20 protein-coding genes are annotated in these 23,002 nt (G+C 64.1%); 16 read left to right on the plus strand and 4 right to left on the minus strand.

The features are described from left to right. Window positions 1-139: 139 nt before the first annotated feature. From lpqS to ACZY1I_RS07585, 3 genes are all read left to right on the plus strand, one after another. A complete protein-coding gene (lpqS, locus tag ACZY1I_RS07575) occupies window positions 140-541 on the plus strand; it encodes a putative copper homeostasis (lipo)protein LpqS (RefSeq protein WP_463753739.1) in 402 nt (133 codons plus the stop codon). Window positions 542-654: 113 nt separating this feature from the next. Then, window positions 655-1,881, plus strand: a complete 1,227-nt coding sequence (locus ACZY1I_RS07580; RefSeq protein ID WP_463753740.1) for a PLP-dependent cysteine synthase family protein — start codon at window positions 655-657, stop codon at window positions 1,879-1,881. Continuing rightward, on the plus strand, window positions 1,878-3,125 hold the full coding sequence (locus ACZY1I_RS07585) for an MDR family MFS transporter (RefSeq protein WP_463753741.1): 1,248 nt from the start codon (window positions 1,878-1,880) through the stop codon (window positions 3,123-3,125). Before ACZY1I_RS07580 ends, ACZY1I_RS07585 begins: the two co-directional genes overlap by 4 nt. On the opposite strand, the gene ACZY1I_RS07590 is transcribed toward ACZY1I_RS07585, so the two are convergent. After that, a complete protein-coding gene (locus ACZY1I_RS07590; RefSeq protein ID WP_463753742.1) occupies window positions 3,107-4,288 on the minus strand; it encodes a serine hydrolase domain-containing protein in 1,182 nt (393 codons plus the stop codon). The genes ACZY1I_RS07585 and ACZY1I_RS07590 overlap by 19 nt on opposite strands. A 157-nt stretch (window positions 4,289-4,445) precedes the next feature. On the opposite strand from ACZY1I_RS07590, the gene ACZY1I_RS07595 reads away from it, so the two are divergent. Then, window positions 4,446-7,754: a helix-turn-helix transcriptional regulator gene (locus ACZY1I_RS07595; protein WP_463753743.1), complete on the plus strand. Its 3,309-nt coding sequence runs from the start codon at window positions 4,446-4,448 to the stop codon at window positions 7,752-7,754. 15 nt (window positions 7,755-7,769) lie between these two features. Here ACZY1I_RS07595 and ACZY1I_RS07600 read toward each other — a convergent pair whose 3' ends face one another. After that, window positions 7,770-8,537, minus strand: a complete 768-nt coding sequence (locus ACZY1I_RS07600; RefSeq protein ID WP_463753744.1) for an SDR family oxidoreductase — start codon at window positions 8,535-8,537, stop codon at window positions 7,770-7,772. A gap of 165 nt (window positions 8,538-8,702) precedes the next feature. Between ACZY1I_RS07600 and ACZY1I_RS07605 the strand changes: the two genes are divergently transcribed. From ACZY1I_RS07605 to ACZY1I_RS07660, 12 genes are all read left to right on the plus strand, one after another. Further along, a complete protein-coding gene (locus ACZY1I_RS07605) occupies window positions 8,703-9,509 on the plus strand; it encodes an SDR family NAD(P)-dependent oxidoreductase (RefSeq protein ID WP_463753745.1) in 807 nt (268 codons plus the stop codon). Between the two features lie 41 nt (window positions 9,510-9,550). Beyond that, window positions 9,551-9,955, plus strand: a complete 405-nt coding sequence (locus ACZY1I_RS07610; protein ID WP_463753746.1) for a DoxX family protein — start codon at window positions 9,551-9,553, stop codon at window positions 9,953-9,955. 90 nt (window positions 9,956-10,045) lie between these two features. Beyond that, window positions 10,046-10,510 carry an SRPBCC family protein gene (locus ACZY1I_RS07615; protein ID WP_463753747.1) on the plus strand — a complete coding sequence of 155 codons (465 nt, stop codon included), beginning with the start codon at window positions 10,046-10,048 and terminating at the stop codon, window positions 10,508-10,510. Window positions 10,511-10,572: 62 nt separating this feature from the next. After that, window positions 10,573-12,078 (plus strand): FAD-dependent oxidoreductase, encoded by a 1,506-nt coding sequence (locus ACZY1I_RS07620; RefSeq protein WP_463753748.1) that lies wholly within the window; start codon window positions 10,573-10,575, stop codon window positions 12,076-12,078. A gap of 151 nt (window positions 12,079-12,229) precedes the next feature. Further along, complete coding sequence (locus tag ACZY1I_RS07625) at window positions 12,230-12,901, plus strand: TetR/AcrR family transcriptional regulator (protein WP_463753749.1); 672 nt, start codon at window positions 12,230-12,232, stop codon at window positions 12,899-12,901. Further along, a complete protein-coding gene (locus ACZY1I_RS07630) occupies window positions 12,898-13,092 on the plus strand; it encodes a ferredoxin (protein ID WP_463753750.1) in 195 nt (64 codons plus the stop codon). The genes ACZY1I_RS07625 and ACZY1I_RS07630 overlap by 4 nt, the downstream gene beginning before the upstream one ends. 2 nt (window positions 13,093-13,094) lie before the next feature. Then, window positions 13,095-14,333, plus strand: a complete 1,239-nt coding sequence (locus ACZY1I_RS07635; RefSeq protein WP_463753751.1) for a cytochrome P450 — start codon at window positions 13,095-13,097, stop codon at window positions 14,331-14,333. Between the two features lie 37 nt (window positions 14,334-14,370). Further along, window positions 14,371-15,528 (plus strand): amidohydrolase family protein, encoded by a 1,158-nt coding sequence (locus ACZY1I_RS07640; protein ID WP_463753752.1) that lies wholly within the window; start codon window positions 14,371-14,373, stop codon window positions 15,526-15,528. A gap of 62 nt (window positions 15,529-15,590) precedes the next feature. Then, window positions 15,591-16,760, plus strand: coding sequence for a M24 family metallopeptidase (locus ACZY1I_RS07645; RefSeq protein ID WP_463754335.1), 1,170 nt, complete (start codon window positions 15,591-15,593; stop codon window positions 16,758-16,760). After that, the gene (locus ACZY1I_RS07650; protein ID WP_463753753.1) at window positions 16,750-17,868 is read left to right on the plus strand and encodes a M24 family metallopeptidase; all 1,119 of its coding nucleotides are present in this window, start codon (window positions 16,750-16,752) and stop codon (window positions 17,866-17,868) included. Before ACZY1I_RS07645 ends, ACZY1I_RS07650 begins: the two co-directional genes overlap by 11 nt. Before the next feature lie 3 nt (window positions 17,869-17,871). Next, the gene (locus ACZY1I_RS07655) at window positions 17,872-18,849 is read left to right on the plus strand and encodes an enoyl-CoA hydratase/isomerase family protein (RefSeq protein ID WP_463753754.1); all 978 of its coding nucleotides are present in this window, start codon (window positions 17,872-17,874) and stop codon (window positions 18,847-18,849) included. Then, entirely contained in the window at window positions 18,846-21,257 is a 2,412-nt protein-coding gene (locus ACZY1I_RS07660; RefSeq protein ID WP_463753755.1) for a CaiB/BaiF CoA transferase family protein, read from the plus strand. Before ACZY1I_RS07655 ends, ACZY1I_RS07660 begins: the two co-directional genes overlap by 4 nt. Window positions 21,258-21,286: 29 nt before the next feature. On the opposite strand, the gene ACZY1I_RS07665 is transcribed toward ACZY1I_RS07660, so the two are convergent. Both ACZY1I_RS07665 and ACZY1I_RS07670 read right to left on the minus strand, forming a co-directional pair. Continuing rightward, window positions 21,287-22,123 (minus strand): SDR family NAD(P)-dependent oxidoreductase, encoded by an 837-nt coding sequence (locus ACZY1I_RS07665; RefSeq protein WP_463754336.1) that lies wholly within the window; start codon window positions 22,121-22,123, stop codon window positions 21,287-21,289. 21 nt (window positions 22,124-22,144) lie between these two features. Further along, window positions 22,145-22,996: a mycofactocin-coupled SDR family oxidoreductase gene (locus ACZY1I_RS07670; RefSeq protein WP_463753756.1), complete on the minus strand. Its 852-nt coding sequence runs from the start codon at window positions 22,994-22,996 to the stop codon at window positions 22,145-22,147. Window positions 22,997-23,002 lie beyond the last annotated feature (6 nt).

Consider the following 23,002-nt stretch of genomic DNA (forward strand, 5'->3'; position numbering starts at 1 on the left):
CTCGTCTGTGTTGCTAGGTGGTAGTCGCTTCCGAACGCCTACCACCCTGCTCAGGTATCAGTCATCGTGCAACCCGGTTTGCCGGTGATGCTGGTGAACTTAACTTTACACATACCCTATGGGGGTATATGTTGCTGGTATGGCAGTCCACTCCGCCCGCTTGCCGCGATTCGCGTTCGTCGCGATCGTCGCGGCATGGTCGATAGTGGCGGTGCTGGCGCCATGCTGGTCGCCGCAACAGGGACACCACGCCGCGCATCCGATTCATCCGCTGGCCGCGGCAGTGGGTGCCGAGTTCATGGTCAATATGAACCACGCGCATTTATCGGACAATTCGACTCCGCCGTGCCCGTTGAACTTTGCCAACGCACCGGTGCCCCGCTCCGAATCAACGGCTTTCGCGCCTGAGCTGGCGTGGTCGGCCCCGGTTGCCACGGATACACACGCCCACCGGCTCAAGCTTGCCGGACGTGGTCCGCCGGGTGGGTTGACTCGCTCCGGCCAAAATCTCTTGATTCGTTACTGCCTGACTCGTCGCTGACGGGTCAGCGCCCGGTCGTATGGCTATTCGCCACGACCAGTGACCGCTGACCCATATCCCACCTTGGTTGAAGCCGTGCCTCAATGCCGGCCGATGCAGAAGCGATGAGAAAAATGAACATCAACCTGCCCGTCACTGCCAATGCCCTTGTCAGCGCGGCCGATCCGCTGATTCTTGTTCCCGGTCGATCGCATCTCACCTCAGTGCGTCTGGGCCCCGTTCGCGGCCAGATCCGCGATCGCTACCGCAAGATTCCCGAGGGATACCAACTCCCGCCGGGCCGGAATCGCCACCTTGGCAGCATGGTCGGTAACACCCCGGTGCTCTGGGTCTCCGGAAACGCGAGCCCGGTGCGCGCCGCCGACCGCGGATTCTGGGCCAAATTGGAGGGATACAACCCCGGCGGTATGAAGGACCGTCCTGGCCTGCACATGGTCGAACGTGCCCGCGCCCGAGGCGATCTCGCGCCGGGTGGGGCAATAGTCGAATCAACCAGTGGAACACTGGGATTGGGCCTGGCGTTGGCGGGCAATCTTTATCGACACCCCGTCACCCTGGTCACCGATCCAGGCCTGGAACCGATCATCGCGCGGATGTTGACCGCCTATGGCGCCCGGGTCGACGTGGTCACCGAACCACACCCGGTGGGCGGGTGGCAACAGGCCCGCAAGGACCGGGTCAAACAACTGCTGGCCGCCGACCCCAGTGCCTGGAATCCCAATCAGTACAGCAACCCCGACAATGTCGATGCCTACCGCTCGCTGGCGCTCGAGCTGATGAGCCAACTCGGCGACGTCGATGTGCTGGTGTGCTCGGTCGGTACCGGCGGTCATTCGGCCGGTGTTGCCCGAGTTTTGCGAGAGTTCAACCCGGACATGCGCTTGATCGGTGTCGACACCGTCGGGTCCACCATCTTCGGCCAGCCCGCGGCGAGCAGGCTGATGCGCGGCTTGGGCTCCAGCATCTACCCGGACAACGTCGACTACGGCGCGTTCGATGAAGTGCACTGGGTCGCGCCCGACGAGGCCGTCTGGGCTGCGCGCAACATGGCGGCCACCCACTACGCCAGCGGCGGGTGGAGTGTTGGTGCGGTGTCACTGGTCGCCGGATGGGCTGCGCGCACCCTGCCGTCGGACACCACGATCGCCGCGGTGTTCCCCGACGGCCCCCAGCGGTACTTTGACACCATCTACAACGACGATTTTTGCAACGAACACGGTCTGCTCGGACGGCAGCCAGCAAGCCGGCCCGATGAAATTGCTTCGCCGACCGATGCCGTCGTCACCCGCTGGACGCGCAGCACCGCGATCGTCAAGCCCGCGCGGGCGGTGGCCCGATGAGATTCCTAGCGCAATTCCGCAGTTTCAACCGGCCCAGCCGGGTGCTGATGATCAATCAGTTCGGCATCAACGTCGGCTTCTACATGTTGATGCCGTATCTGGCGGACTACCTCGCCGGCCCACTCGGGCTGGCGGCCTGGGCCGTTGGCCTGGTACTCGGGGTGCGCAACTTCTCCCAGCAGGGCATGTACTTCGCCGGTGGCACGCTCGCCGATCGGTTCGGGTACAAACCGCTGATCGTCGCGGGATGTCTCTTACGCACCGGAGGTTTCGTGCTGCTGGCGGTGGCGCAGTCCCTGCCCGGCCTGTTGATTGCCTCGGCGGCAACGGGTTTCGCCGGGGCGCTGTTCAACCCGGCGGTGCGGGCCTACGTCGCGGCTGACTCCGGCGACCGCAAGATCGAGGCATTCGCGACCTTCAACGTCTTCTACCAGTCGGGCATCTTGGCCGGACCCTTGGTGGGGCTTGCGTTGTTGACGTTGGATTTCCGGGCGACCGTGCTCGGTGCTGCCGCGGTGTTCGCCGTGCTGACCATTGCACAGATGTTTGCACTGCCTCAACAGGCTCCCGATCATGACACCGAACGGACCTCGACCCTGCAGGACTGGGGCACGGTGCTGCGCAACCGGCGATTCCTGGGGTTCGCCGCGGCCATGATCGGTACCTATGTGCTCGGCTTTCAGATCTACCTGGCACTACCCATGCAGGCCGCGGCGCTGCTGCCAAACCACGCATCCCTCCTGGTAGCAGCGATGTTTACGATATCGGGGGTGCTCGCGGTCGCCGGTCAACTGCGCATCACCCGTTGGTTCGCGGCCCGCTGGGATGCTGGCCGCAGCCTGGTCGTCGGAGCGGTGATCATGGCCGTGGCCTTCCTGCCGCTCGCGGTTGTCCCGAATGGCGAGCGGTTCGGAACCGCTGGTGGTGTCGCGGCCTTCCTGCTGTCGGCGGGCCTGGTTTCCATCGCTTCGGCTGCGCTGTTCCCGTTCGAGATGCGTACCGTTGTCGCCCTGGCAGACGACAAGCTGGTAGCGACGCACTACGGGTTCTACAGCACCATCGTCGGTGTGGGAATTCTGGCGGGCAACCTTGTGGTCGGGTCGTTGATAAGCGTGGCGCACCGGCTGAATATCGATGAATTAGTTTGGGGTGCCTTGGTTCTCGTGGGTCTGTTGACCGTACTGGCGTTGTACCGGCTCGCCCGCGTGCCGACCCCTGCCGTTGCTCAGGCCATGGCCGCGTAGATCAACCGGGTGTACTTCTGGGTGCGGTCAGACCCGGCGGCGGTCACCTGACCCATCCTGTTCATCACGTAGGAGAACGTCATCCGGCGATCGAGATCCATCACCACCATGGAACCGCCCCAGCCGCCCCAGTAGCAGATTCTTCCGTTCGGAATGTCAGGCACCGCTTCGGGTTTGGGCAAGGCGTAGCCGATACCCCAGCGTGCGGGCATACCCATCACCAGGTCGATCCCGTCGGCCTGCTCGGAGAAGATCAGGTCGATTGTCTCCGGGTGCAGGAACCGCCGGCCGTTGACGTTGCCGCCCAACGAGATCGCCGACAGCGATTGCACCAGCGAGCGTGCGTTGCCGTGTCCGTTGGCCGACCCGATATCCGCGCGGCGCCAGGCCGTCGTCTGGGCCAGCAACGCGGCTTCGCTGTTCGGCGCGAGCGCCCCGAATGTCTTGCGCATGGGATGTTCCTCGGGGAGTAGATCCAGCGGTAGGTCCAGCGCGGGCGGCGGGATCAACTCGGCGATGCGGCTGTCGTCCTCAGGCCGTGCGCCGATTTGAATGTCAGCGCCCAGGGGCTCGGAGATTTCCTTGCGGACAAACTCTTTGAGCGTCATACCGGTGATTCGACGCACGATCTCGCCAATCAGGTGGCCGCTGGTCACCGCGTGATAACCCGATGCGGTGCCCGGTGTCCACCATGGTGCCTGCGCCGCCAGTTGCGCAGTGGACTTCTCCCAGTCGTAAATGTCATCAATCGTGAACGGCAGCTCCCACCCCGACACTCCGGAGGTGTGGCTGAGCACGTGGCGCACCTCGATGCCCTGCTTTCCGTTCGCGGCGAACTCCGGCCAGTACTTGGCGACGGGCGCGAACGGGTCGAGCAGGCCGCGGTCGATGAGCACCAGGGCGGCCAGGGATGCGATGTTCTTGGTGCTGGAAAAGACGTTGACGATGGTGTCCTGGTTCCACTGCCTGGTCTTGGCACGATCGACGTATCCGCCCCACATGTCGACGACCAATTGGCCGTCGATGTCGATCGCTATCGCCGCGCCGAGCTCGCCCCCGGTGTTGATCTCATCGGCGAGTGCGCGGGCCAGGTCGGCGAAGCGCGGATCGCAGTGTCCTGCAATGACGGCATCTACCGCGGATTCGCAGAATTGTCGGGTCATTATTGGTCTCCTCGTGTGTCGGTCTACCGACTATGCGGCGCGCACCGGGACCGCAGCATTGGCCGGATTGCGTAATTTCGGCACGGTGGCGACTGCTCTTGGATGTACGCATATTCGCTGATGTTGACCGGCGCCGGAGCGTCGCATGCTGGCTAGCATGGGTGAATCTGATCCCCGCGCGGGCGGGCCGCCGGTGAACTGGAGTGAGGTGGGCGTGAGCGAATTGCCTACCGGAACGGTGACGTTGCTACTGGCCGACGTCGAGAGTTCCACCGCCTTGTGGCAAAGCCAGCCGGCTGAGATGACCGAAGCGGTAGCGCGCTTAGACGCGACGCTCTCTCTTCTGGTGGATGTCCACCGCGGGGTACGTCCCGTCGAGCAGGGCGAGGGTGACAGCTTCGTCATCGCCTTCACTCGGGCCAGCGACGCCGCCTTGTGTGCCTTGGCATTGCAGGGCGCGCCGCTGGCGCCGTTGAAGCTGCGTATCGGCCTGCATTCGGGCGAGATTCAGCTGCGCGACGCGGCCAACTACATCGGTCCCACTATCAATCGGGCCGCGCGAGTGCGCGACCTTGCCCACGGTGGCCAAACCGTACTGACTGCCGCGACCGAGCAGCTGGCGGTCGATCACCTGCCGCACGGCGCATGGCTGACCGACCTGGGTAGTCATCAGCTGCGCGACTTGGCCCGACCCGAGCGTGTTCTGCAGTTGTGCCATCCTGACTTGCGCGTCGAGTTCCCGCCGCTGCGTTCACCGAATAGGACTGCCGTACAGAATGTTCCGATTCCACTAACCAGCTTCGTGGGACGCAGTGCCGAAATCGCTGAAGTCGGGCGGCTTCTCGTCGACCACCGATTGGTGACGCTGACCGGTGCGGGTGGTGTCGGCAAGACACGCTTAGCCATCCAACTGTCAGCTCGCCTTGCCGAAGATTCTGGTATGTCGCCTCAATACGTCGACCTCGCCCCCATCGCCGACCCGGACCTGGTCGGGGCCGCTGTGGTCCAGTCGATGGGACTGCACCACGTGCCGGGCCGCTCGATTGTCGACACGCTCACCGCACGCATCGCCGACCGTGCGGCACTGATCGTGCTCGACAATTGCGAACACCTCCTGGAAGCTGTTGCGGCACTTGTTGTTGCGTTGCTGAGCCGGTGCCCGGCCGTGCGAATTCTGGCAACCAGTCGCGAACCGCTACGTACCGCCGCCGAGGTGAACTGGCAGGTTCCCTCGTTGCCGCTGGCAGACGCGGCCGTCGAGTTGTTCACCGACCGCACCCGCCACGTCCGACCCAACTTCATCCTCACTGAGGCGAACGTCGATGCAGTCACCGAGATATGCCGCCGACTGGATGGCATGCCGCTTGCGATCGAACTGGCCGCTGCCCGCATGCGGGCACTTTCGGTGGCAGACATCAGGGACAGCCTGCACGACCGATTTCTCTTACTTACCGGTGGTGCGCACACCGCGGTGCGGCGCCAGCAGACCTTGCGCGCTTCGGTGGACTGGTCACATTCGATGCTCTCCGACGCCGAGAAAGTGCTGTTCCGACGGTTGGGAGTGTTTGCTGGGGGATTCGACCTCGACGCCGCCGTAGCGGTGTGCGGCGGCGCGGGCATGCAGCGGTATCAGGTGCTCGACCAGTTGAGCCTGCTGGTGGACAAATCACTGGTACAGACCGACAACCTCGGCGAGCGGGCGCGATACCGGATGCTGGAGACCATCCGCGCCTACGCAGTCGAGGAACTGGACAAGTCCGGTGACGGTGAGGCGGTTCGTGGCCGGCACCGCGACCACTACACCGCGCTGGCCGCCGAGCTGGATACACCGACGCGCAACAATTTTCGCCGCAATGTCGAGCGCGTCGAGTTGGACATCGACAATCTGCGGGCCGCTTTCGCGTACTGCTGCGATCTCAGTGAGCCCGCTGCGGCGTTACAGCTTGCATCGTCGCTGCAGCCGCTGTGGCAGTGCCGCGGACGGCTGAGGGAAGGGTTGACTTGGTTCGATTCGGTATTGGCCGACCATAGCTTCGACGCCGAAACCGTGACCCCGGCGATATCCGCCCGCGCCATAGCCGACAAAGCGGTCCTCGACTCGTTCACTGTGGCCACCGATGGCCAGGCACTGGTCGAACAGGCCGTTCAGACGGCGCGGGAACTCGGCGATCCGGCGCTGCTGGCCCGGACCCTCACCGCGAGCGGCTGTCTTGCCGGTCTCGACTTCAATTCGGCCGCAGCCTATTTCGCCGAAGCGATTGAACTAGTGCGGATGACGGGCGATGACTGGCGGCTCAGTCAGATCCTGGGTCGCCAGGCCTATATCGCGGCGATGGCCGGCGATCCCGGAACCGCCATCGCCATCGGCAGTGAGGGAGCCGACATTGCCGATGCGCTGGATGACTGGTCGAATGCGCACTGGTGTCGTTGGGCCGTTGGGATGGCCCAGATGTTTCAAGCCGACCTGGTCGGTGCCATAGACACATTTCGCGTGGTCTTAGCCGACAGTGAATCCGAAGGCGACGTCTTCGGCGTGACGTTGTGTCTGGTCAGCCAGGGCTGCTGCCTGGTGTATCGCGGTGACGCGGCGGCAGCCCGTGCGGTCGGCCGCGCGGCGATGACGGCGGGCGCCGAACTCGACGTCGTGCTCGAACTAGCCGCCGCGACCGTTGTGGCGCTGGCCGCCGTTGCTGACAACGATGTGCACACCGCACGTGAGATCGGTGCGAAAGTCTGGGAGTACCCCGGAGTCCACCGTGGCACGGTCGCTATCAGTGCGATTGCTCAATGTGCTCACCTCGAGGGCGATCTGGCCAAGGCGCGAGCGCTGGCCGACGAGGCGGTCGCCACGCTGCGTGGCTGGCACCGGATGTGGGCGTTGGTCATTCGTGCCTACATCGCAGCGGACCTGGGGGATACCGAACAATCGCGGCGCGATTCCCATCAGGCTTTGTCGATCGCCGTCGAGATCGAAGCGGCTCTCGGCCTTCCCGCGATCTTGGAGTGTCTGGCCAGACTTGGGGTGCTCGGTGGCGAGTATACCTACGCAGCAAGGCTTTTCGGTGCAGCGGATACCATGCGCAGGCGTACCGGCGAGTACCGCTTACCGGTGTATCAGGCCGGATACGCAGACGCGCTCGAGGCCTGCCAGATCGAACTGGCTGATGCCTTCGAGCCGGCTTGGACCGACGGCCTCGCACTCTCGTCCGAGGACGCGATCGCCTATGCGCTGCGTGGACGCGGCGAACGAAAACGGCCGTCTACCGGCTGGGCGGCGCTGACCCCCACGGAGCTGGACGTGGCGCGCCTGGTTAGTGAGGGCTTGACGAACAAGGACATTGCGGATCGCCTGTTCATTTCCCCACGCACTGTCCAGGCGCACCTCACGCACGTGTACACCAAGTTGGGCTACACCTCGCGGGTACAGCTTGCCCAAGAGTCGGTGCGGCGCGAACAGCTGCCCTAAGGGCGCGAGGCGCGACTACTGCGCGCCGCTCGGCACCCGGGAAGCCATCCACTCGCCGAACTTGGTGGGGTAGACCGTGACTTCTTCGCCTTCGATCGGAACGATCATGCGATCGTCGAGCACCGCTCCGTAGTACTGGGCCTCGGGGTCGGTCAACACCTGACGCGTGTCACCGGTCGCCGCAAGACGGGTTCGGATGAAGTCGTCCATGCCCTGCTTTTCGGGCCCGGCGATGTTGATCAGCCCGTTGACCGGATCGCCGATCGCGGCACGGGTGACGGCCGCGGCGACATCTGCGGCAGCGATGGGTTGGAAGGCCCCGTGCGGCGCGCGCACCGTGTCACCGTCGGTCAACGAATCGGCAATGCCGTCGACGAACTCGAAGAACTGGGTCGCCCGCACGATCGAATAGGGAGATCCCGAGTCCTCGATCACCTTCTCTTGAGCGACTTTGCCGCGCATGTAGCCGCTGGACGCCGCCCGGTCGGCTCCCACGATCGACAGCGCGACGTGGTTCCGCACACCGGCGGCCCGCTCCGCCTCCAGAAGATTGCGGGAGGAGGTGGTGAAGAAGTTCAGCACGTCCTCGTCGGTCCAGGAGGGTGAGTTGGACACGTCCACCACGGCATCGACGCCGGCCACCGCTTCGGCGACACCCTCGCCGGTCAGTGCGTTGACACCCGAACTCGGCGATGCCGAGATCGCCTCATGTCCCAGTTCGGTGAGGTTGGCGACTACTTGCGAGCCGATGAGCCCGGTGCCACCGATGACCAAAACCTTCATTGCCGTGCCTTTCCCGTTTCCCGATAACTGGCACCTTCAGCATCGTCTCGCCAGTGGGCCACGGGAACCCTGGAAAGTCCGTAGTCCATCTCGGAGCTCTCCCGTGGCGGATGATCTTAAATCAACTGCTTGACTTAATGGCAGCGACGCCGATTAACTCGACTTGTGGTCAACGAACTGGCGGACAAGGTTGCCGTCGTCACCGGTGGGGCGTCGGGGATCGGTCGCGGCCTCGTGGAGCGGTTTGTCGCCGAGGGCGCGCGCGTCGTCATCGCCGATATCGAAACCGACGGCGGCGAGGCCCTCGCGTCCACGCTGGGCCATAGCGCACTGTTTCACCGCACCGACGTGTCAGATCCCGGACAAGTCGGTGCGCTGATATCGGCCACGGTCGAGAAGTTCGGTGGCCTGCATGTCATGGTGAACAACGCCGGCATTTCCAGCCCCCTGGGCCGCCTGCTCGACGACGACTTCGCCGACTTCCACCGCGTCATGGCGGTCAATGTCCTCGGGGTGATGGTGGGTACCCGTGATGCCGCGCGGCACATGGCGGCCAATGGCGGCGGATCCATCATCAATGTGAGTTCTATCGGCGGCATCCAGGCCGGCGGTGGCGTGGCGACCTATCGGGCGTCGAAGGCCGCGGTCATTCAGTTCACCAAGTCGGCGGCAATTGAACTGGCGTATAAAGAGATTCGGGTGAATGCCATCGCGCCGGGCAGCATTCCAACGCCGATCCTGGCTTCGTCGGCCAAAGACGTGGATCCCGCGGAACTGGAACGATTCGAGGCGCAGATCCGTCAGACGATGCGCGACGACCGTCCGCTCAAGCGCGACGGAACCCCTGACGACGTCGCGGAAGCCGCTCTGTATTTCGCCACCGACCGGTCGCGTTACGTCACGGGAACCGTGTTACCGGTGGACGGTGGGGCCTCGGCGGGCAAGGTGATCCGGTCCAGAAAGCAAAGCTAGGAAGCCATGACCGCTCGGTTCCAGAACTCGGCACGGTAGTCATGCTGCGAACGATAGCCCGCGTCGCACTGGGTGCCTTCCTCGCCTTCGCCGGGGTGGCCCATCTCAGTTTCGCCCGCACCGCCTTCTATGCCCAGGTGCCGCATTGGCTGCCGTTGAACGCAGACTTCATCGTCGTCGCCTCGGGCGTGGTGGAGATTGTGCTCGGAGCGAGCCTACTGCTGCTGACCCGGTGGCAAGTGTTGCTCGGCTGGATCGCAGCGATCTTCTTCGTGCTGGTATTTCCCGGCAATATCTCCCAATTCGCAACACACACGAGTGCTTTCGGACTGGATTCGGACCTGGCCCGGGGTATCCGGCTGCTGTTCCAGCCGGTACTGGTGGTCTGGGCGCTGTGGTGCACGGGGGCGTGGGATGCCATCGGAAAGCCCACCGTGGGGCGTTAGTTCCTACTGAAAGACTGCTTGGCGATTTGAGCGCTACCTTCCGGTGGTTCGGGTATCCCGAGATGGTGTTCCAGCGCGGAAGGACTTCTGATGAACCTGACTAAAGCCTTGACCACGACGCGAGACGTGTCGGCATCCCGCCAAAGCGTTTGGGACGTGGTGGCGGATGGATGGACTTACGCCCAGTGGGTGGTGGGCAATAGCCGCACTCGCGCGGTCGACTCAAACTGGCCGGAGCCCGGATCCTCCATCAAGCACTCGGTCGGGGTCTGGCCAATGGTCATCAACGACAAAACCGAGGTTGAAAGCTGCACGCCGGGAGAAGAACTCGTATTGAAGGCACGAGTAGGCTTATTCGGCGCGGCCCGTATCACTATGCGGCTCATAGACATTCCGAAGGGCTGCCGGATCGAGATGATTGAGGTGCCCGTCACGGGGCCTGCCAGTGTGCTGCCTGATCAGCTGGCGCTGGCGGCGGTGTATCCGCGCAATCGTGAGTGTCTGTGGCGTCTGGGGGCGCTCGCCGAAGGTCTCGAGCCCAGTCAGGTTGAGTAGCCGGCGACGTCTCATCGGGCGTTCGTTCGTTTGTCGGTAGCAATTGCGGGTACCAAACCCCGGTGACTTCTTTATGGCTTGCCGATCGGACCGAAAAACCTTGGGCTGCAGGATCGCTTGAGAACGGGCCGCAGTCTGCAGACGTCATCGTGGTCGGCGCCGGCATTACCGGGCTCACCACCGCGGTCTTGTTGGCACGCGCAGGCAAGGATGTGTTGGTCTTGGAGGCGCGCACGGTCGGCGCATGCGCGACGGGAAACACCACCGCCAAGATCAGCCTGCTGCAGGCCACCCACCTGTCGAAGATTCTGCCCAAGCATGGCCGGGACACCGCCCGGGCCTATCTGGACGGAAACCGAGAAGGCATGGAATGGGTGCTTCACCATTGTGAGAAGCACGGCGTCGCGGTCCAACGTGAAGATGCCTACACCTATGCGCAGTCCCCCGATGGCGTCAAGGATGCTCGCGACGAATTCAAGGCCGCGACGACGGTCGGACTACCAGTTACATGGGAGGACGACGCCGATGTGCCGTTTCCCTATCACGGTGGAGTCAAGCTCGCGGGGCAGGCGCAGTTCGATCCGATGAAGTTCCTGGATGCTCTTGCCGTAGAACTGCTGGGGCACGGTGGGCGGTTGGTCGAGCACGCGCGGGTGCGGAGCGTGTCCAGCCGGGGCAATGGGGTCCGCGTGACAGTCAACGATGAGGCACAACAGGACGTCGATCTACGCGCCGACCAACTGGTGCTCGCCACTGGGACGCCGATTCTGGACCGCGGCGGATATTTTGCGCGTGTGAAACCCCAGCGGTCCTACTGCCTGGCTTTCGAAGTTCCTGGCACCATCACCCGGCCGATGATGATCTCGACCGACTCGCCGACCCGTTCGGTGCGATACGCGCCGGTAGGCGATGGCGAGTTGCTGATTGTCGGCGGAGCCGGACACACGGTGGGTCGGGAGAAGAGCCCCACCAAAGCACTTGACGAGTTGTCCTCCTGGACCGGCCTGCACTATCCGGGCGCGAAGCAGACCCACTTCTGGTCGGCGCAGGATTACAGCCCAATCGACGAATTGCCGTACGTCGGCCCCATCTTGCCGAACTTCGAAACTATCTTCATTGCAACAGGATTCAACAAGTGGGGGATGACCAATGGTCCGGCGGCGGCATTGGCCCTGTCGAGTAGGATCCTGGGCGGCCGGATGGACTGGGCCAGTGCATTCGCCAGTTGGAGTCGACACGAGCTGTCCGGTCTGGTCACGGCGATGCAGTCCAACCTCGAGGTGGGATTGAATCTCGGCCGGGGTTGGATCACACCGGCGACGCGCTGGATCAACCGGGACCCAGAAGACGACGAAGGCGGTGTGGTCAGCGGCCCGCCGTGGCATCTGGAAGCTAGGTCACGGGTCGACGGCGTCGAGCGCACCGTCTCGCCGGTATGCCCGCACCTCGGTGGGATCGTCAACTGGAACGACGCCGACCAAGCCTGGGAGTGTCCGCTGCACGGCTCGAGGTTCGCTCCGGACGGCACTTTGCTCGAAGGTCCCGCCACCACCGACCTCACCGCATAGCAATAGCGCACCAGTCGCCGCCATCCCGCGAGCGTCACGCCAGCGCGAAGTTGGGCGTCGAGCGTCACGCCAGCGTGGCGTCCAGGGTCGCAGTGACATAATTAAAGCAGTCGCTTGACTTAAGGCCGCGGATCGCGGTTCACTGGGTTGTATGACCACAGTCGGCAGGGCCGTTCGCAGCGAGCGGGCCAGCTCCACTCAGGAGGCGATCCTGGTCGCCGCCGAACGGCTGTTTGCCGAGCACGGGGTGTTCGCGGTATCCAATCGGCAGGTCAGCGAAGCTGCCGGGCAGGGCAACAACGCCGCGGTCGGTTACCACTTCGGCACCAAGGCGGACCTCGTTCGCGCGATCGAGCAGAGACACCGCGGACCCATCGAGCAGTTACGCGAGCAGTTGGTCACCTCCCTGCCGGCATCGGCAGGAATGCGCGACTGGGTGGCCTGCCTGGTATGCCCCCTGACCGAGCACCTCGAAGCCCTGGGCAATCCCACCTGGTACGCACGGTTCGCTGCGCAGGCCATGACCGATCCCGCCTACCACAACATCGTCGTCAAGGACGCGCTGAGCTCACCGTCGCTGGTCCAGGTCGTCGACGGCATCAACAGCTGCCTGCCCGACTGGTCGGTCGATGTTCGGTTCGAGCGAAACATCATGGCGCGCAACCTATTGATGCACACCTGTGCCGATCTCGAGCGTGCGCTCGCCGATGGTACGTCCATGCCCCGGGCAACCTGGCGGGCTGCCGCGACCGGTCTCATCGACGCGATCGTGGGTCTGTGGCTGGCGCCCGTGACGCCGACAAGCGAAGAGACGAGCAGATGAAACTGTCTGTCGATCAAGACGTCTGCGCTTCGGCCGGAAACTGTGTGATGAACGCACCCGAGTTGTTCGACCAACGCGATGAGGATGGCGTCGTCGTCCTGCTCAACGCCAATCCGACCGCCGACCAGACAGAGGGTGCGCGCAAAGCCGCCGCGTTCTGCCCGGCCTTGGCAATCCAGATCGAGGAGTGACCGTGTCTGACACGCTTACCGATAGCACCACCGACACCGGTATCCCGGAGTATCCGATGGAACGGGCGGCCGGCTGCCCATTCGCCCCACCCCCCGATGTGATGGCACTGGCCGAAGCCAGGCCGCTATCGCGGGTCCGGATCTGGGACGGCAGTACGCCGTGGCTCATCACGGGATACGAGCAGTGCCGGGAACTGTTCTCGGATTCCCGGGTCAGCGTCGACGACCGGGTGCCCGGTTTCCCGCACTGGAACGCCGGCATGTTGTCGACCGTGCATAAGCGCCCACGCTCGGTCTTCACTGCCGATGGCGACGAACACACCCGATTCCGCCGAATGTTGTCCAAGCCCTTCACTTTTCGTCGGGTGGAGAACCTACGCCCCACCATCCAGCAGGTCACCGATGACCATATCGACGCGATACTTGCCGGTCCGCAACCGGCCGATATCGTCACCGCACTCGCGCTGCCGGTGCCATCGTTGGTGATCAGCCAATTGCTCGGCGTCCCTTACGAAGACGCCGACATGTTCCAGCATCACGCCAACGTCGGACTGGCGCGGTACGCAACGGGTGAGGACACCGTCAAGGGTGCAATGAGCCTGCACAAGTACCTCTGCCGGCTGGTCGAGGCGAAGATGGAGAACCCGTCCGAGGATGCGGTTTCCGATCTGGCCGAGCGGGTCAAGGCAGGCGACCTCAGCGTCAAGGAGGCTGCGCAGCTCGGCACTGGACTGCTGATCGCTGGGCACGAGACCACCGCGAACATGCTCGGGCTCGGCGTGCTTGCGTTGCTGCAGAATCCCGACCAGCTGCCCGCCATCCGCGACGCCGAGGACCCCAAGATTGTCGCCAACGCGGCCGAGGAATTGCTGCGCTACCTCAGCATCATTCAGAACGGCCAGCGCCGCGTCGCCCTGGAAGACATCCACATCGCAGGGGAGGTCATTCGCGGGGGTGAGGGCATCATCATCGATCTGGCGCCCGCCAACTGGGATGCGGAGGCTTTCACCGATCCGGATCGGCTGTACCTGCACCGCTCCGGTGCCGACCGCAACGTCGCCTTCGGCTACGGCAGGCACCAGTGCGTGGGCCAGCAGTTGGCCCGTGCCGAGCTGCAGATTGTCTTCCGCACCTTGTTCCGCCGCATTCCCACTTTGCAGCTGGCCGTCCCGCTCGAAGAAGTCCCGTTCAAACACGACCGTCTCGCCTATGGCGTCTACGAACTGCCGGTGACCTGGTAAGCCTGATTTCAGCCCAATTAGATTGATGAGGTCAATGATGACAAGCACTCTATATCCGCCGAAAGGCTTTGGTGCACCAAAGGATCGGCGCGGACACGCTCTCGAAACCGAAGTGGGGCTGCCCGCCGGCACCGAGGTTTTCTCGGCCGACAACCATATTTCACTTGCCGCCGACATCTTCTACGAACGCTTCCCGGAGGACCTGAAGGACAAGGCGCCACGGATCTGGTACGAGGAAGGCGCCTATCAGGTGGGGCGCAAAGGTCAGTCGTTCCTGCCGGGCGATTTCAGCGCGGTGCTGATGCAGTACGACGACCTGCCCGGCGCGGCCAGCACCAACATCGAGGCCAGGATCCAGGAGTTGCGGGAGGACGGCGTCGACAAGGAACTCGCCTTCCCCAACGCGGTGCTGGCGCTCTTCCACTATCCGGACAAGAAGCTGCGCGAGATCACTTTTCGCATCTACAACGAGTACATGGCGGAGCTTCAAGAACTCTCCAACGGACACTTCTATGGCGCCGGGTTGATCAACTGGTGGGACCCGAAAGGCACCCGGGAGACGCTGGCGGAGCTGAAAGCGTTGGGGCTCAAGACTTTTTTGATGCCACTGAACCCCGGCAAAGATGACGACGGCAATCCGATCGACTATGCGAGCACAACGATGAGCGCCGTCTGGGATGAGATCGAGGCCTCTGGTCTTCCGGTCACCCACCACATCGGAGAGACGCCGCCGAAGAGTCCGTGCGAGTTCAACAGCGTCGTGGTCGGCATGATGATCAACATCGACGGGTTCCGGGAGACGTTCTCCAAGTACATCTTCGGCGGCATCCTCGATCAGCACCCGAGCCTGCGGATCGGCTGGTTCGAGGGCGGCATCGCCTGGGTGCCCTGGGCACTGCAGGATGCCGAGCATCTGGTCGCGTCCTATCAGCACATGTTCAACCGGCCGCTGGAACATGACGTGCGCTACTACTGGAACCAGCACATGAGCGCATCGTTCATGGTTGACCCCCTGGGTCTGGAGCTGATCGACCGCATCGGGGTCGACAAGGTCATGTGGTCCAGCGACTACCCGCACAACGAGAGCACCTACGGCTATTCGGAGAAGTCGCTGGGGGCAGTCGTCGAGGCCGTCGGCCCGGAGAATGCCGCCCGCATCGTCAGCGGCAACATCAGCGAATTCTTGGGTGTGTGACGAGGCCTGTGACCACTTTTGCCAAGGGCCTGACCATCCCCGATACCCCCGACCTTAGCCGGATGCGGCGTGAAACCGGGGCCCGGTTGCGCAGGGCAATGGCAGAGCGTGGTGTCGACGCGCTGATCTTGTTGGGCAACAACGCCGTCGTCTATGCCACCGGAACGAGTTGGCCGTTGGGCGACGCAGGGCTGTCCTACGTCGAGCGGCCCGTAGCTGTGGTGTTGGCCGGCGACGACTGGCCGCACCTGTTCCTGCCGTTTCGGGAAGGTGCCTCGCAGGAGTCGGAACTGCCAGCCGACCACCTGCACGGCCCGGTCTATCTCGAATTTGACGAAGGCGTAGCAGATTTCGCGCGACTACTGGCAGAGCTGGTGCCGTCGGGGTCCACGGTGGCGGTCGACGAACTCACCGGTGCCATGTCGCGGGCGCGGAAGCTGTTGTTCCCCAACGGCGCACCGGTCGATGCGGCAGCGGTGGTCAGCGCCGCCAAGGTGATCAAGACCCCGGATGAATTGGCGTGCATCCGTACCGCGGTGCAGATCACTGACGAGGCGATGGTGGAAGTGCACAGGTCGCTCGCACCCGGCATCCGCCAGATCGACCTGTCGGCACGCTTCTTGCGCAGAGCATTTGAGTTGGGCGCCATGGCCAGCATGCTCGAACCGATCTGGCAGGTGATGCCGCACAGTAAGGCCGAGGGCGTCTGGACGACGCACGGAGACCTCGCCCTACCGCTGCTGAGCACCGAACGCGAACTCGTCAAGGGCGACGTGCTCTGGACCGACGTCAGCATCACCTACCAGGGCTACTGCTCGGACTTCGGGCGTACCTGGATCGTCGGGCAGGACCCGTCACCGCGACAGCAGGCGCAGTTTCACAAGTGGCGCGAGATCATGGACGCCGTACTGGGCACCGCCCGCGCGGGTGTTACCGCCGCCGACCTGGGCCGGGCCGCGATTGCCGCCAACGGGGGCACCCGACCGTGGCTTCCGCACTTCTACCTGGGCCACGGAATCGGGGTGAACGCCGCTGAGATGCCAATGATCGGAACGGATCTCGGCGACCAGTTCGATGAGAACTTTGTCCTGCAGCCAGGCATGGTGCTGGTGGTGGAACCGGTGGTGTGGGAGGACGGCACCGGCGGCTACCGCAGCGAAGAAGTCCTGGTGATCACCGAGGAAGGCTCGACTCTATTGACCGACTACCCCTATGACCCCTATGTCGACTGAAGTTCTGCCCGACGACCGGGCACTGCGCTGCGGACGTCGGGAACGTGCGCTGTCCCAGATGGCCGAGCACGATCTCGATGTGCTGGTGTTGGGTCGGCAGGCCAACGTCCGCTACGTGACCGGGGCCCCGCAACTGTGGGTGGCCGGAACCCGGCCGTTCGGACCCACCTGTGTGTTGGTGCGTGCCACCGGAGCCATTCACCTACTCAGCACCTGGGACGAGGGTGTTCCCGAGGACATCCCGCACGAGAACCTCTATGGCATCTCCTGGAATCCGGTGAACACCATCGCGGCCTTACAGCGCATCGACGGTGCGGCCACCGCTCGCCGGGTCGGAACCGACGCGCTGTCACCGGTTTTCGCGCAGTTGCTGCCGACGGCGTTCCCGAATGCGGAACTGGTCGACGGAGAACTGGCCATGCGGGCGGCCCGACGGATCAAGACGGACGAGGAGATCGCCGCATTGCGCGAGTCGATCACCGTGGCCGAAGCCGCGTTGGCGGCCGCCGTGTCCGAATTACGCCCCGGGGCAAGTGGACAGGTGCTGGCCGGGGTACTGCTGGAGGCGCTGGCGGCGGGTGGAGTGAGCACGCCGTCGAATCAGGATGTCGCCTGGGTGACTTCGCGCGCACATCCCTGGCGGCGGGCAGACGGTGACGGCCGCGTTCAGAACGGCGACCTGGTGGCGCTGTCCGCGGGAGTCCTGGCGGGCGGATATATGGGCGAGGTCGGCCGTACCTGGCCGGTCGGAGATGTGCCAGGAGCCGCCGAACTGTTTGGCCGCTGGGATCGACTGTGGGACAGATTGATCGCCGCGTGCCGGCCCGGTGCGGGCGCCGGCGAGCTGCTGGCCGCATACCGCGAAGCGGGGGAGGCGGCACCGCCGATGCCGGTCGCTCGCGGGCTGGGTATGGGCTTCGACCCGCCCGTCATCTCCGCGCGCCTACCCCAAACCGCTGTCGCCGAACGGCTGGAACCGGGCATGCTCCTTGCCGTCACGGGTTACGTATGGGAATCGGGCGTTGGTGCGGTGTTCGGGCGTGAAGCAGTGTTGATTACCGCCGAAGGCCCAGAGGTGCTGACCACGAGCCCGTTCTGGCGGAGCTGAGCGATGGGTGGCGGGGCGAAGCCCGGCGCGGACAAGATCATCCGATATGACAAGAACGCCAAGACCCGCATCGCCACCATCACGTTCGACCGGCCGGAGCACCTGAACGCGCCGACGATAGCCGCCCGTCAGCGCTACGCCGACCTGTTGCATCGGGCCGGCGTGGACGACGACGTCAAGGTGCTGGTGATCCGCGGTGTGGGCGACGATCTGGGCTCCGGTGCCGATCTCGAAGAGTTCATGCAAGCCAAGGCGTCGGACCACCAGGGCCCGCTGTTAGCCGAATTCCGGATCGGCGCAGACGAAGTCACCTATCCGCCGAAGGGTTCGTTTCGTCACGGTGCGTCCATCGGCCAGTGGTATGCCAACCCGAACTCGGGCATTCGCGGTCTGCAGGATTTCAAGAAGATCAGCATCCTGGAAGCCAAGGGCTACTGCTACGGCTGGCACTTCTATCAGGCCGCAGACGCTGATCTGGTGATCTCCAGCGACGACGCACTGTTCGGGCACCCATCCTTCCGCTACTACGGGTGGGGACCACGGATGTGGTGGTGGGCGCAAACCATGGGTATCCGCAAGTTTCAGGAAATGGTTTTCACCGGAAGAGCTTTCACTGCCGCAGAGATGTACGACTGCAACTTCCTCAACGGCGTGGTACCTCGGGACCAACTCGAAGCCGAGGTGGACAAATACGCGCTCGCATGCGCGCGAAATCGGCCCACCGACACGGTGTTTCTGCAGAAGACGTTCTTCGAGATCATGAAACAGTTCCACGGCGAGTACATGGGTAGCTTGCTCAGCGGCCTGTTCGAATCCACCGGTGGCAGTGTGCGTCCCGACGCGGCGGACTTCTCGCTCGATGACGCGATCGACCGGGGTCTCGGTGACGCGGTCAAGGACAACGACAGCAAGTTCCCGCCGGAATGGCGCCTGAGCAAGAAGGCACGCCCCAAGGGCAAGCGGAAGAACAAGCACCGGTGACCGAACCGCCGCTGCACGGCTACACAGTCGTCGACCTGTCCACCGGAATCGCGGGTGCCTACTGCACCAAATTGCTCGCTGATGGCGGCGCTGACGTCGTTAAAATCGAACCACCAGAGGGTGATTCGCTGCGGCGCTGGTCGGCGTCCGGCGCGGCGATTCCGGATGGTGTCGACGGCGCCTTGTTTGCCTTTCTGGCCGGCTCCAAACACAGCGTCGTCGCCGATCCGGCCGCCGACGACACGCTGGTCGACGAACTGCTTGCCGCCTCGGACGCCGTGATTTGGTCGCCCGGCTCGAATGTGGCTGAACAGGAACGCTTTACGCCGACAGAGATCCGCCGTCGCCATCCGCACCTCATCGTCACCTCGATCACACCCTTCGGACTGCAGGGACCCTGGCGAGACCGGGCGGCGACCGAGTTCACCCTGCAGGCGTGGTCCGGCGGAATCATCGGCCTGGGCCGGGGTGTGGCGGACCGGGCCCCCGTCTTTGTCGGCGGACAAGTCGGCGAGTATCTGGCCGGCGCCTACGCCAGCGCGGCCACCCTGGCCTTCCGGCGCCGCGAGCGCGCCGACGGCGAGCTGATCGACCTTTCCATGCTGGAGACCCAGATCCTCTGTCTCACTTACTATCCGGTGACCTTCTTCGAGATGCTCGGGCGCCCGTGGCGGGACGCCCGTCGGCCCACTGTCCCCGGCGTTGCCGAGGCCAAAGACGGGCTGGTGGATCTCGGTTGCGGAACCGCGCAACAGTGGTTCGATCTGTGCGCGATGGTTGGACACCCGGAGTGGATCGACGAGAATTCGCCGCTGTCGATCACCGAACAGGCCAACATCCACGCCACCGAGATTTACGAATGGGTGCGCAGCCAACCCGTCGATGAGATCCGCGAACTCGCGTCCGCGTTCCGGATACCCAATGCCCCGGTCGGCAACGGCGCCAACGTCGCGTCGCTGGATCACTTCGTTGAACGCGGTTCGTTCCTGACCAACCCTCGCGACGGATTCGCGCAGCCCGGTCATCCGTACCGGATGCGCCCCGCACGGTTGCGCCAACCTGGCCCCGCGCCCGGCCTGGGTGAACATACCGCGCAGTACCGCTCGGCAGTGCTGACCCCTCGACCGAAGCCGGTATCCGGTGCGCGGGTAAAGCAGCTGCCGCTGAACGGAATTCGTGTGCTCGACATGACCACTTTCTGGGCTGGGCCGTCGTGCACGCATTTTCTGGCCATGCTCGGTGCCGAGGTCATCCACCTCGAGTCGACCCGACGCCCCGATGGAACCCGGCTCATTGCCGGTGTTCCGGTCACCGAGGACAACTGGTGGGAGAAGTCGCCGATCTTCGCGGCGCTGAACACCAACAAAAAGGGCCTGACCCTGGACCTGCAGACCGCACGCGGAAGGGACCTACTGCACCGCCTGATTGCCACCTGCGACGTGATCGCGGAGAACTTCACGCCTCGGGTGCTGGACCAGATCGGGCTGGATTTTGCTGCTGCGCAATCTATTCGGCCCGATATCGTCATGCTGCGGATGCCTGGTTTCGGGCTCGACGGGCCGTGGCGCGACAACCCCGCCTTCGCCTACGTCATCGAATCGGCCTCGGGGATCAGCTGGCTGACCGGCTATCCCGACCGAACACCCTTCGAGCCGTATTCGGTCGGTGACCCGAACGCCGGAGTGCACGCACTGAACGCGTTGCTGCTGGCGCTGGAACACCGCCGTCGAACCGGACAAGGCGTGCTGGTGGAGGCGGCCATGGTCGACGCCGCGTTGAACGTTGCTGCGGAACAGGTCATCGAATATTCCGCCTACGGAGCGCTACTGGAGCGCGTCGGCAACCGCGGTCCGACCGCTGTGCCGCAGAACCTCTACCGCAGCAGCGATATCGATGAATTCGATCGTCCGGACAGCTGGGTGGCCATCGCGATAGCCACCGACGAACAGTGGGGCCGGCTGCGTGACGCGCTTGAATCACCCTCGTGGGCAGGCGATTCCGTGTTGGCCACGGTTGCCGGGCGGCGGGACAACGAAGACCTGATCGATGGGCAACTGGCCGCCTGGTGCGAACACCGGACCGCCGATGAGATCGTGGGGACCCTCTGGGATGCCGGCGTGCCGGTAGCCAAGGTCATGCAGCCGCACCGGCAGACGGAATTGGCCCAGCTGGCGGCGCGTGACTTCTTCGAAGTGGTGGACCATCCGGTGAACGGGCCGGCCAGTCTCAGTACCGTGCCTATGCGATTGTCCGGCGGGCCGTGCCGGTTTCATACCCAGCCGGCCCCGCTGCTGGGGCAGCACAACCGCGAGTTACTCACTGAGCTGGGTTTGAGCGAGGCGGAAATCGCTGGGCTGGAGGCCGATCGTGTCATCGGTTGCCGGCCGGTCAGGTACGACAGCACCTAGATTTTGGCGCCGGCCAGCGCTCGCGCGGCTTAATGGCGCCAGCCCTCGGCGGCCTGCTCGTCGAAGGTCCGGTCAATGCGCTCGAACCGGCGGCGGATCGAAGCCCGGGACGCCTCGTGCGGCAGCACGTAGAGGCGGTTGGCCAGGATCGCGTCGGCGGTCAAACGGGCGAAGTTGTCGACGTTGACGGTGTCATCCTGCGCTGGGAGCGCGCCCAGTTCGCTGGTCAGATCTGGCGTTGAGTCCAGCGCGTAGTCCGCACCGCGGATCCGCTCGGAATTGGACACGAGCTTGGTCTCAATCACCATCGGGCATAGCACCGACACTCCGATGCCGTTCTGCTTTCCCTCGCGGGCAAGCGTTTCCGCGAGACCGACCACCCCGTACTTGGCAACACAGTAGGTCCCGAGGCCGGCGTTGGGCACCAGACCGGCGAAGGACGCCGTGAACGCGACATGACCGCCCGTGCCCTGTTCGATCAGTCTGGGCAGGAATGCCTCGACGGCGTGAATCGCACCCCACAGGTCGATATCGATAACCCAGCGCCAGTCCTCATGAGTCATGTCCGCGAGTGGACCAGCTATGCCGATTCCGGCGTTACTGAACAGCACATCGACCTGACCGAGCAGGCGGAAAGCCTCATCCGCCAGATTCACGACCTCCTCGAGATGCCGGACGTCGCACATCACGCCGTGCGCTTCAAAGCCTTCACCGCGCAGGTGCGCGACGGCCTGTTCCAGCCCAGGTTTGTCGATGTCGGCCAGGACAAGCTTGGCGCCTCGACGGGCAAACTCCTTTGCTGTGGCCAAGCCGATGCCGCTGGCGCCGCCGGTGATGACTGCCCCACGGCCTGAGAAGCTAGAAATTCCGTCCATACTGACGGAACCCTATTTGAGGCAGCTCCCCGCGTCGACGGGCAGGGTGACGCCGGTGACGTACCTGGACTCGTCGGAGGCGAAAAACAGCACCGCATTGCTGATGTCCTCGGCATCTACCCACGGAATCGGGAGGGTGTGGAACATCTGACAGATCGGCGCCATGTCGTCGGGACCCGGGTTCTCCAGGTCTGGGCGGAACAACTTCCAGGTTCCCTCGTTCATGATCATGTCGGTGCTCACGTGCGTCGGATGCACGGAGTTGACCCGAATCTTGTGGTGTCCCAACTCGACTGCGAAGGATCGCATGATGCCCACCACGCCGTGCTTGGCCGCGACATAGCTGCCGCAGTGCGGGTACGCCTTGAGCCCGCCGACGGAACTGGTCAGCACGATGGACCCGCCGTTGCCCCCCGCAATCAGATGTGGGACACCGGCTTTCACCGATTTCCACACGCCTGACAGGTTGACGTCGATCATTTCCTGCCAGTCATACTCGCTGGTCTTGTCCAAGGTGTCGCCGCCGTTGCCGATGCCGGCGTTGGCAACGATGATGTCCAGCCTGCCCAACTGCTCGACGCCGCTGTCCACCGCGGCTTTGAGTGCGTCGTAGTCGCGCACATCCACCTCGGCAGTGACGATCCGGCGGTTGAGGCCCTTGACCAGATCGGCAGTCTCGGCCAGATCCTCGGGCGTGGACGCCGGGATCGTGGTGTTCTTCACGATCGGCTTGCACACGTCGACGGCGATGATGTCGGCGCCTTCCCCGGCCAACCGCACTGCATGGCTGCGGCCTTGACCGCGCGCTGCCCCGGTGACGAAAGCGACTTTTCCAGCCACCCGTCCTTGGACTTCCTCCGCCATTTTGTT

Source organism: Mycobacterium sp. IDUB_37 (assembly GCF_055419245.1).

Excerpts from the sequence above, each read along its gene's own strand:
- lpqS (WP_463753739.1), top strand. The coding sequence starts at position 140 with ATGGCAGTCCACTCCGCCCGCTTGCCGCGATTCGCGTTCGTCGCGATC.
- ACZY1I_RS07580 (WP_463753740.1), top strand. The coding sequence starts at position 655 with ATGAACATCAACCTGCCCGTCACTGCCAATGCCCTTGTCAGCGCGGCC.
- ACZY1I_RS07585 (WP_463753741.1), top strand. The coding sequence starts at position 1,878 with ATGAGATTCCTAGCGCAATTCCGCAGTTTCAACCGGCCCAGCCGGGTG.
- ACZY1I_RS07590 (WP_463753742.1), bottom strand. The coding sequence starts at position 4,288 with ATGACCCGACAATTCTGCGAATCCGCGGTAGATGCCGTCATTGCAGGA.
- ACZY1I_RS07595 (WP_463753743.1), top strand. The coding sequence starts at position 4,446 with ATGGGTGAATCTGATCCCCGCGCGGGCGGGCCGCCGGTGAACTGGAGT.
- ACZY1I_RS07600 (WP_463753744.1), bottom strand. The coding sequence starts at position 8,537 with ATGAAGGTTTTGGTCATCGGTGGCACCGGGCTCATCGGCTCGCAAGTA.
- ACZY1I_RS07610 (WP_463753746.1), top strand. The coding sequence starts at position 9,551 with ATGCTGCGAACGATAGCCCGCGTCGCACTGGGTGCCTTCCTCGCCTTC.
- ACZY1I_RS07615 (WP_463753747.1), top strand. The coding sequence starts at position 10,046 with ATGAACCTGACTAAAGCCTTGACCACGACGCGAGACGTGTCGGCATCC.
- ACZY1I_RS07625 (WP_463753749.1), top strand. The coding sequence starts at position 12,230 with ATGACCACAGTCGGCAGGGCCGTTCGCAGCGAGCGGGCCAGCTCCACT.
- ACZY1I_RS07630 (WP_463753750.1), top strand. The coding sequence starts at position 12,898 with ATGAAACTGTCTGTCGATCAAGACGTCTGCGCTTCGGCCGGAAACTGT.
- ACZY1I_RS07640 (WP_463753752.1), top strand. The coding sequence starts at position 14,371 with ATGACAAGCACTCTATATCCGCCGAAAGGCTTTGGTGCACCAAAGGAT.
- ACZY1I_RS07645 (WP_463754335.1), top strand. The coding sequence starts at position 15,591 with ATGCGGCGTGAAACCGGGGCCCGGTTGCGCAGGGCAATGGCAGAGCGT.
- ACZY1I_RS07650 (WP_463753753.1), top strand. The coding sequence starts at position 16,750 with ATGTCGACTGAAGTTCTGCCCGACGACCGGGCACTGCGCTGCGGACGT.
- ACZY1I_RS07655 (WP_463753754.1), top strand. The coding sequence starts at position 17,872 with ATGGGTGGCGGGGCGAAGCCCGGCGCGGACAAGATCATCCGATATGAC.
- ACZY1I_RS07670 (WP_463753756.1), bottom strand. The coding sequence starts at position 22,996 with ATGGCGGAGGAAGTCCAAGGACGGGTGGCTGGAAAAGTCGCTTTCGTC.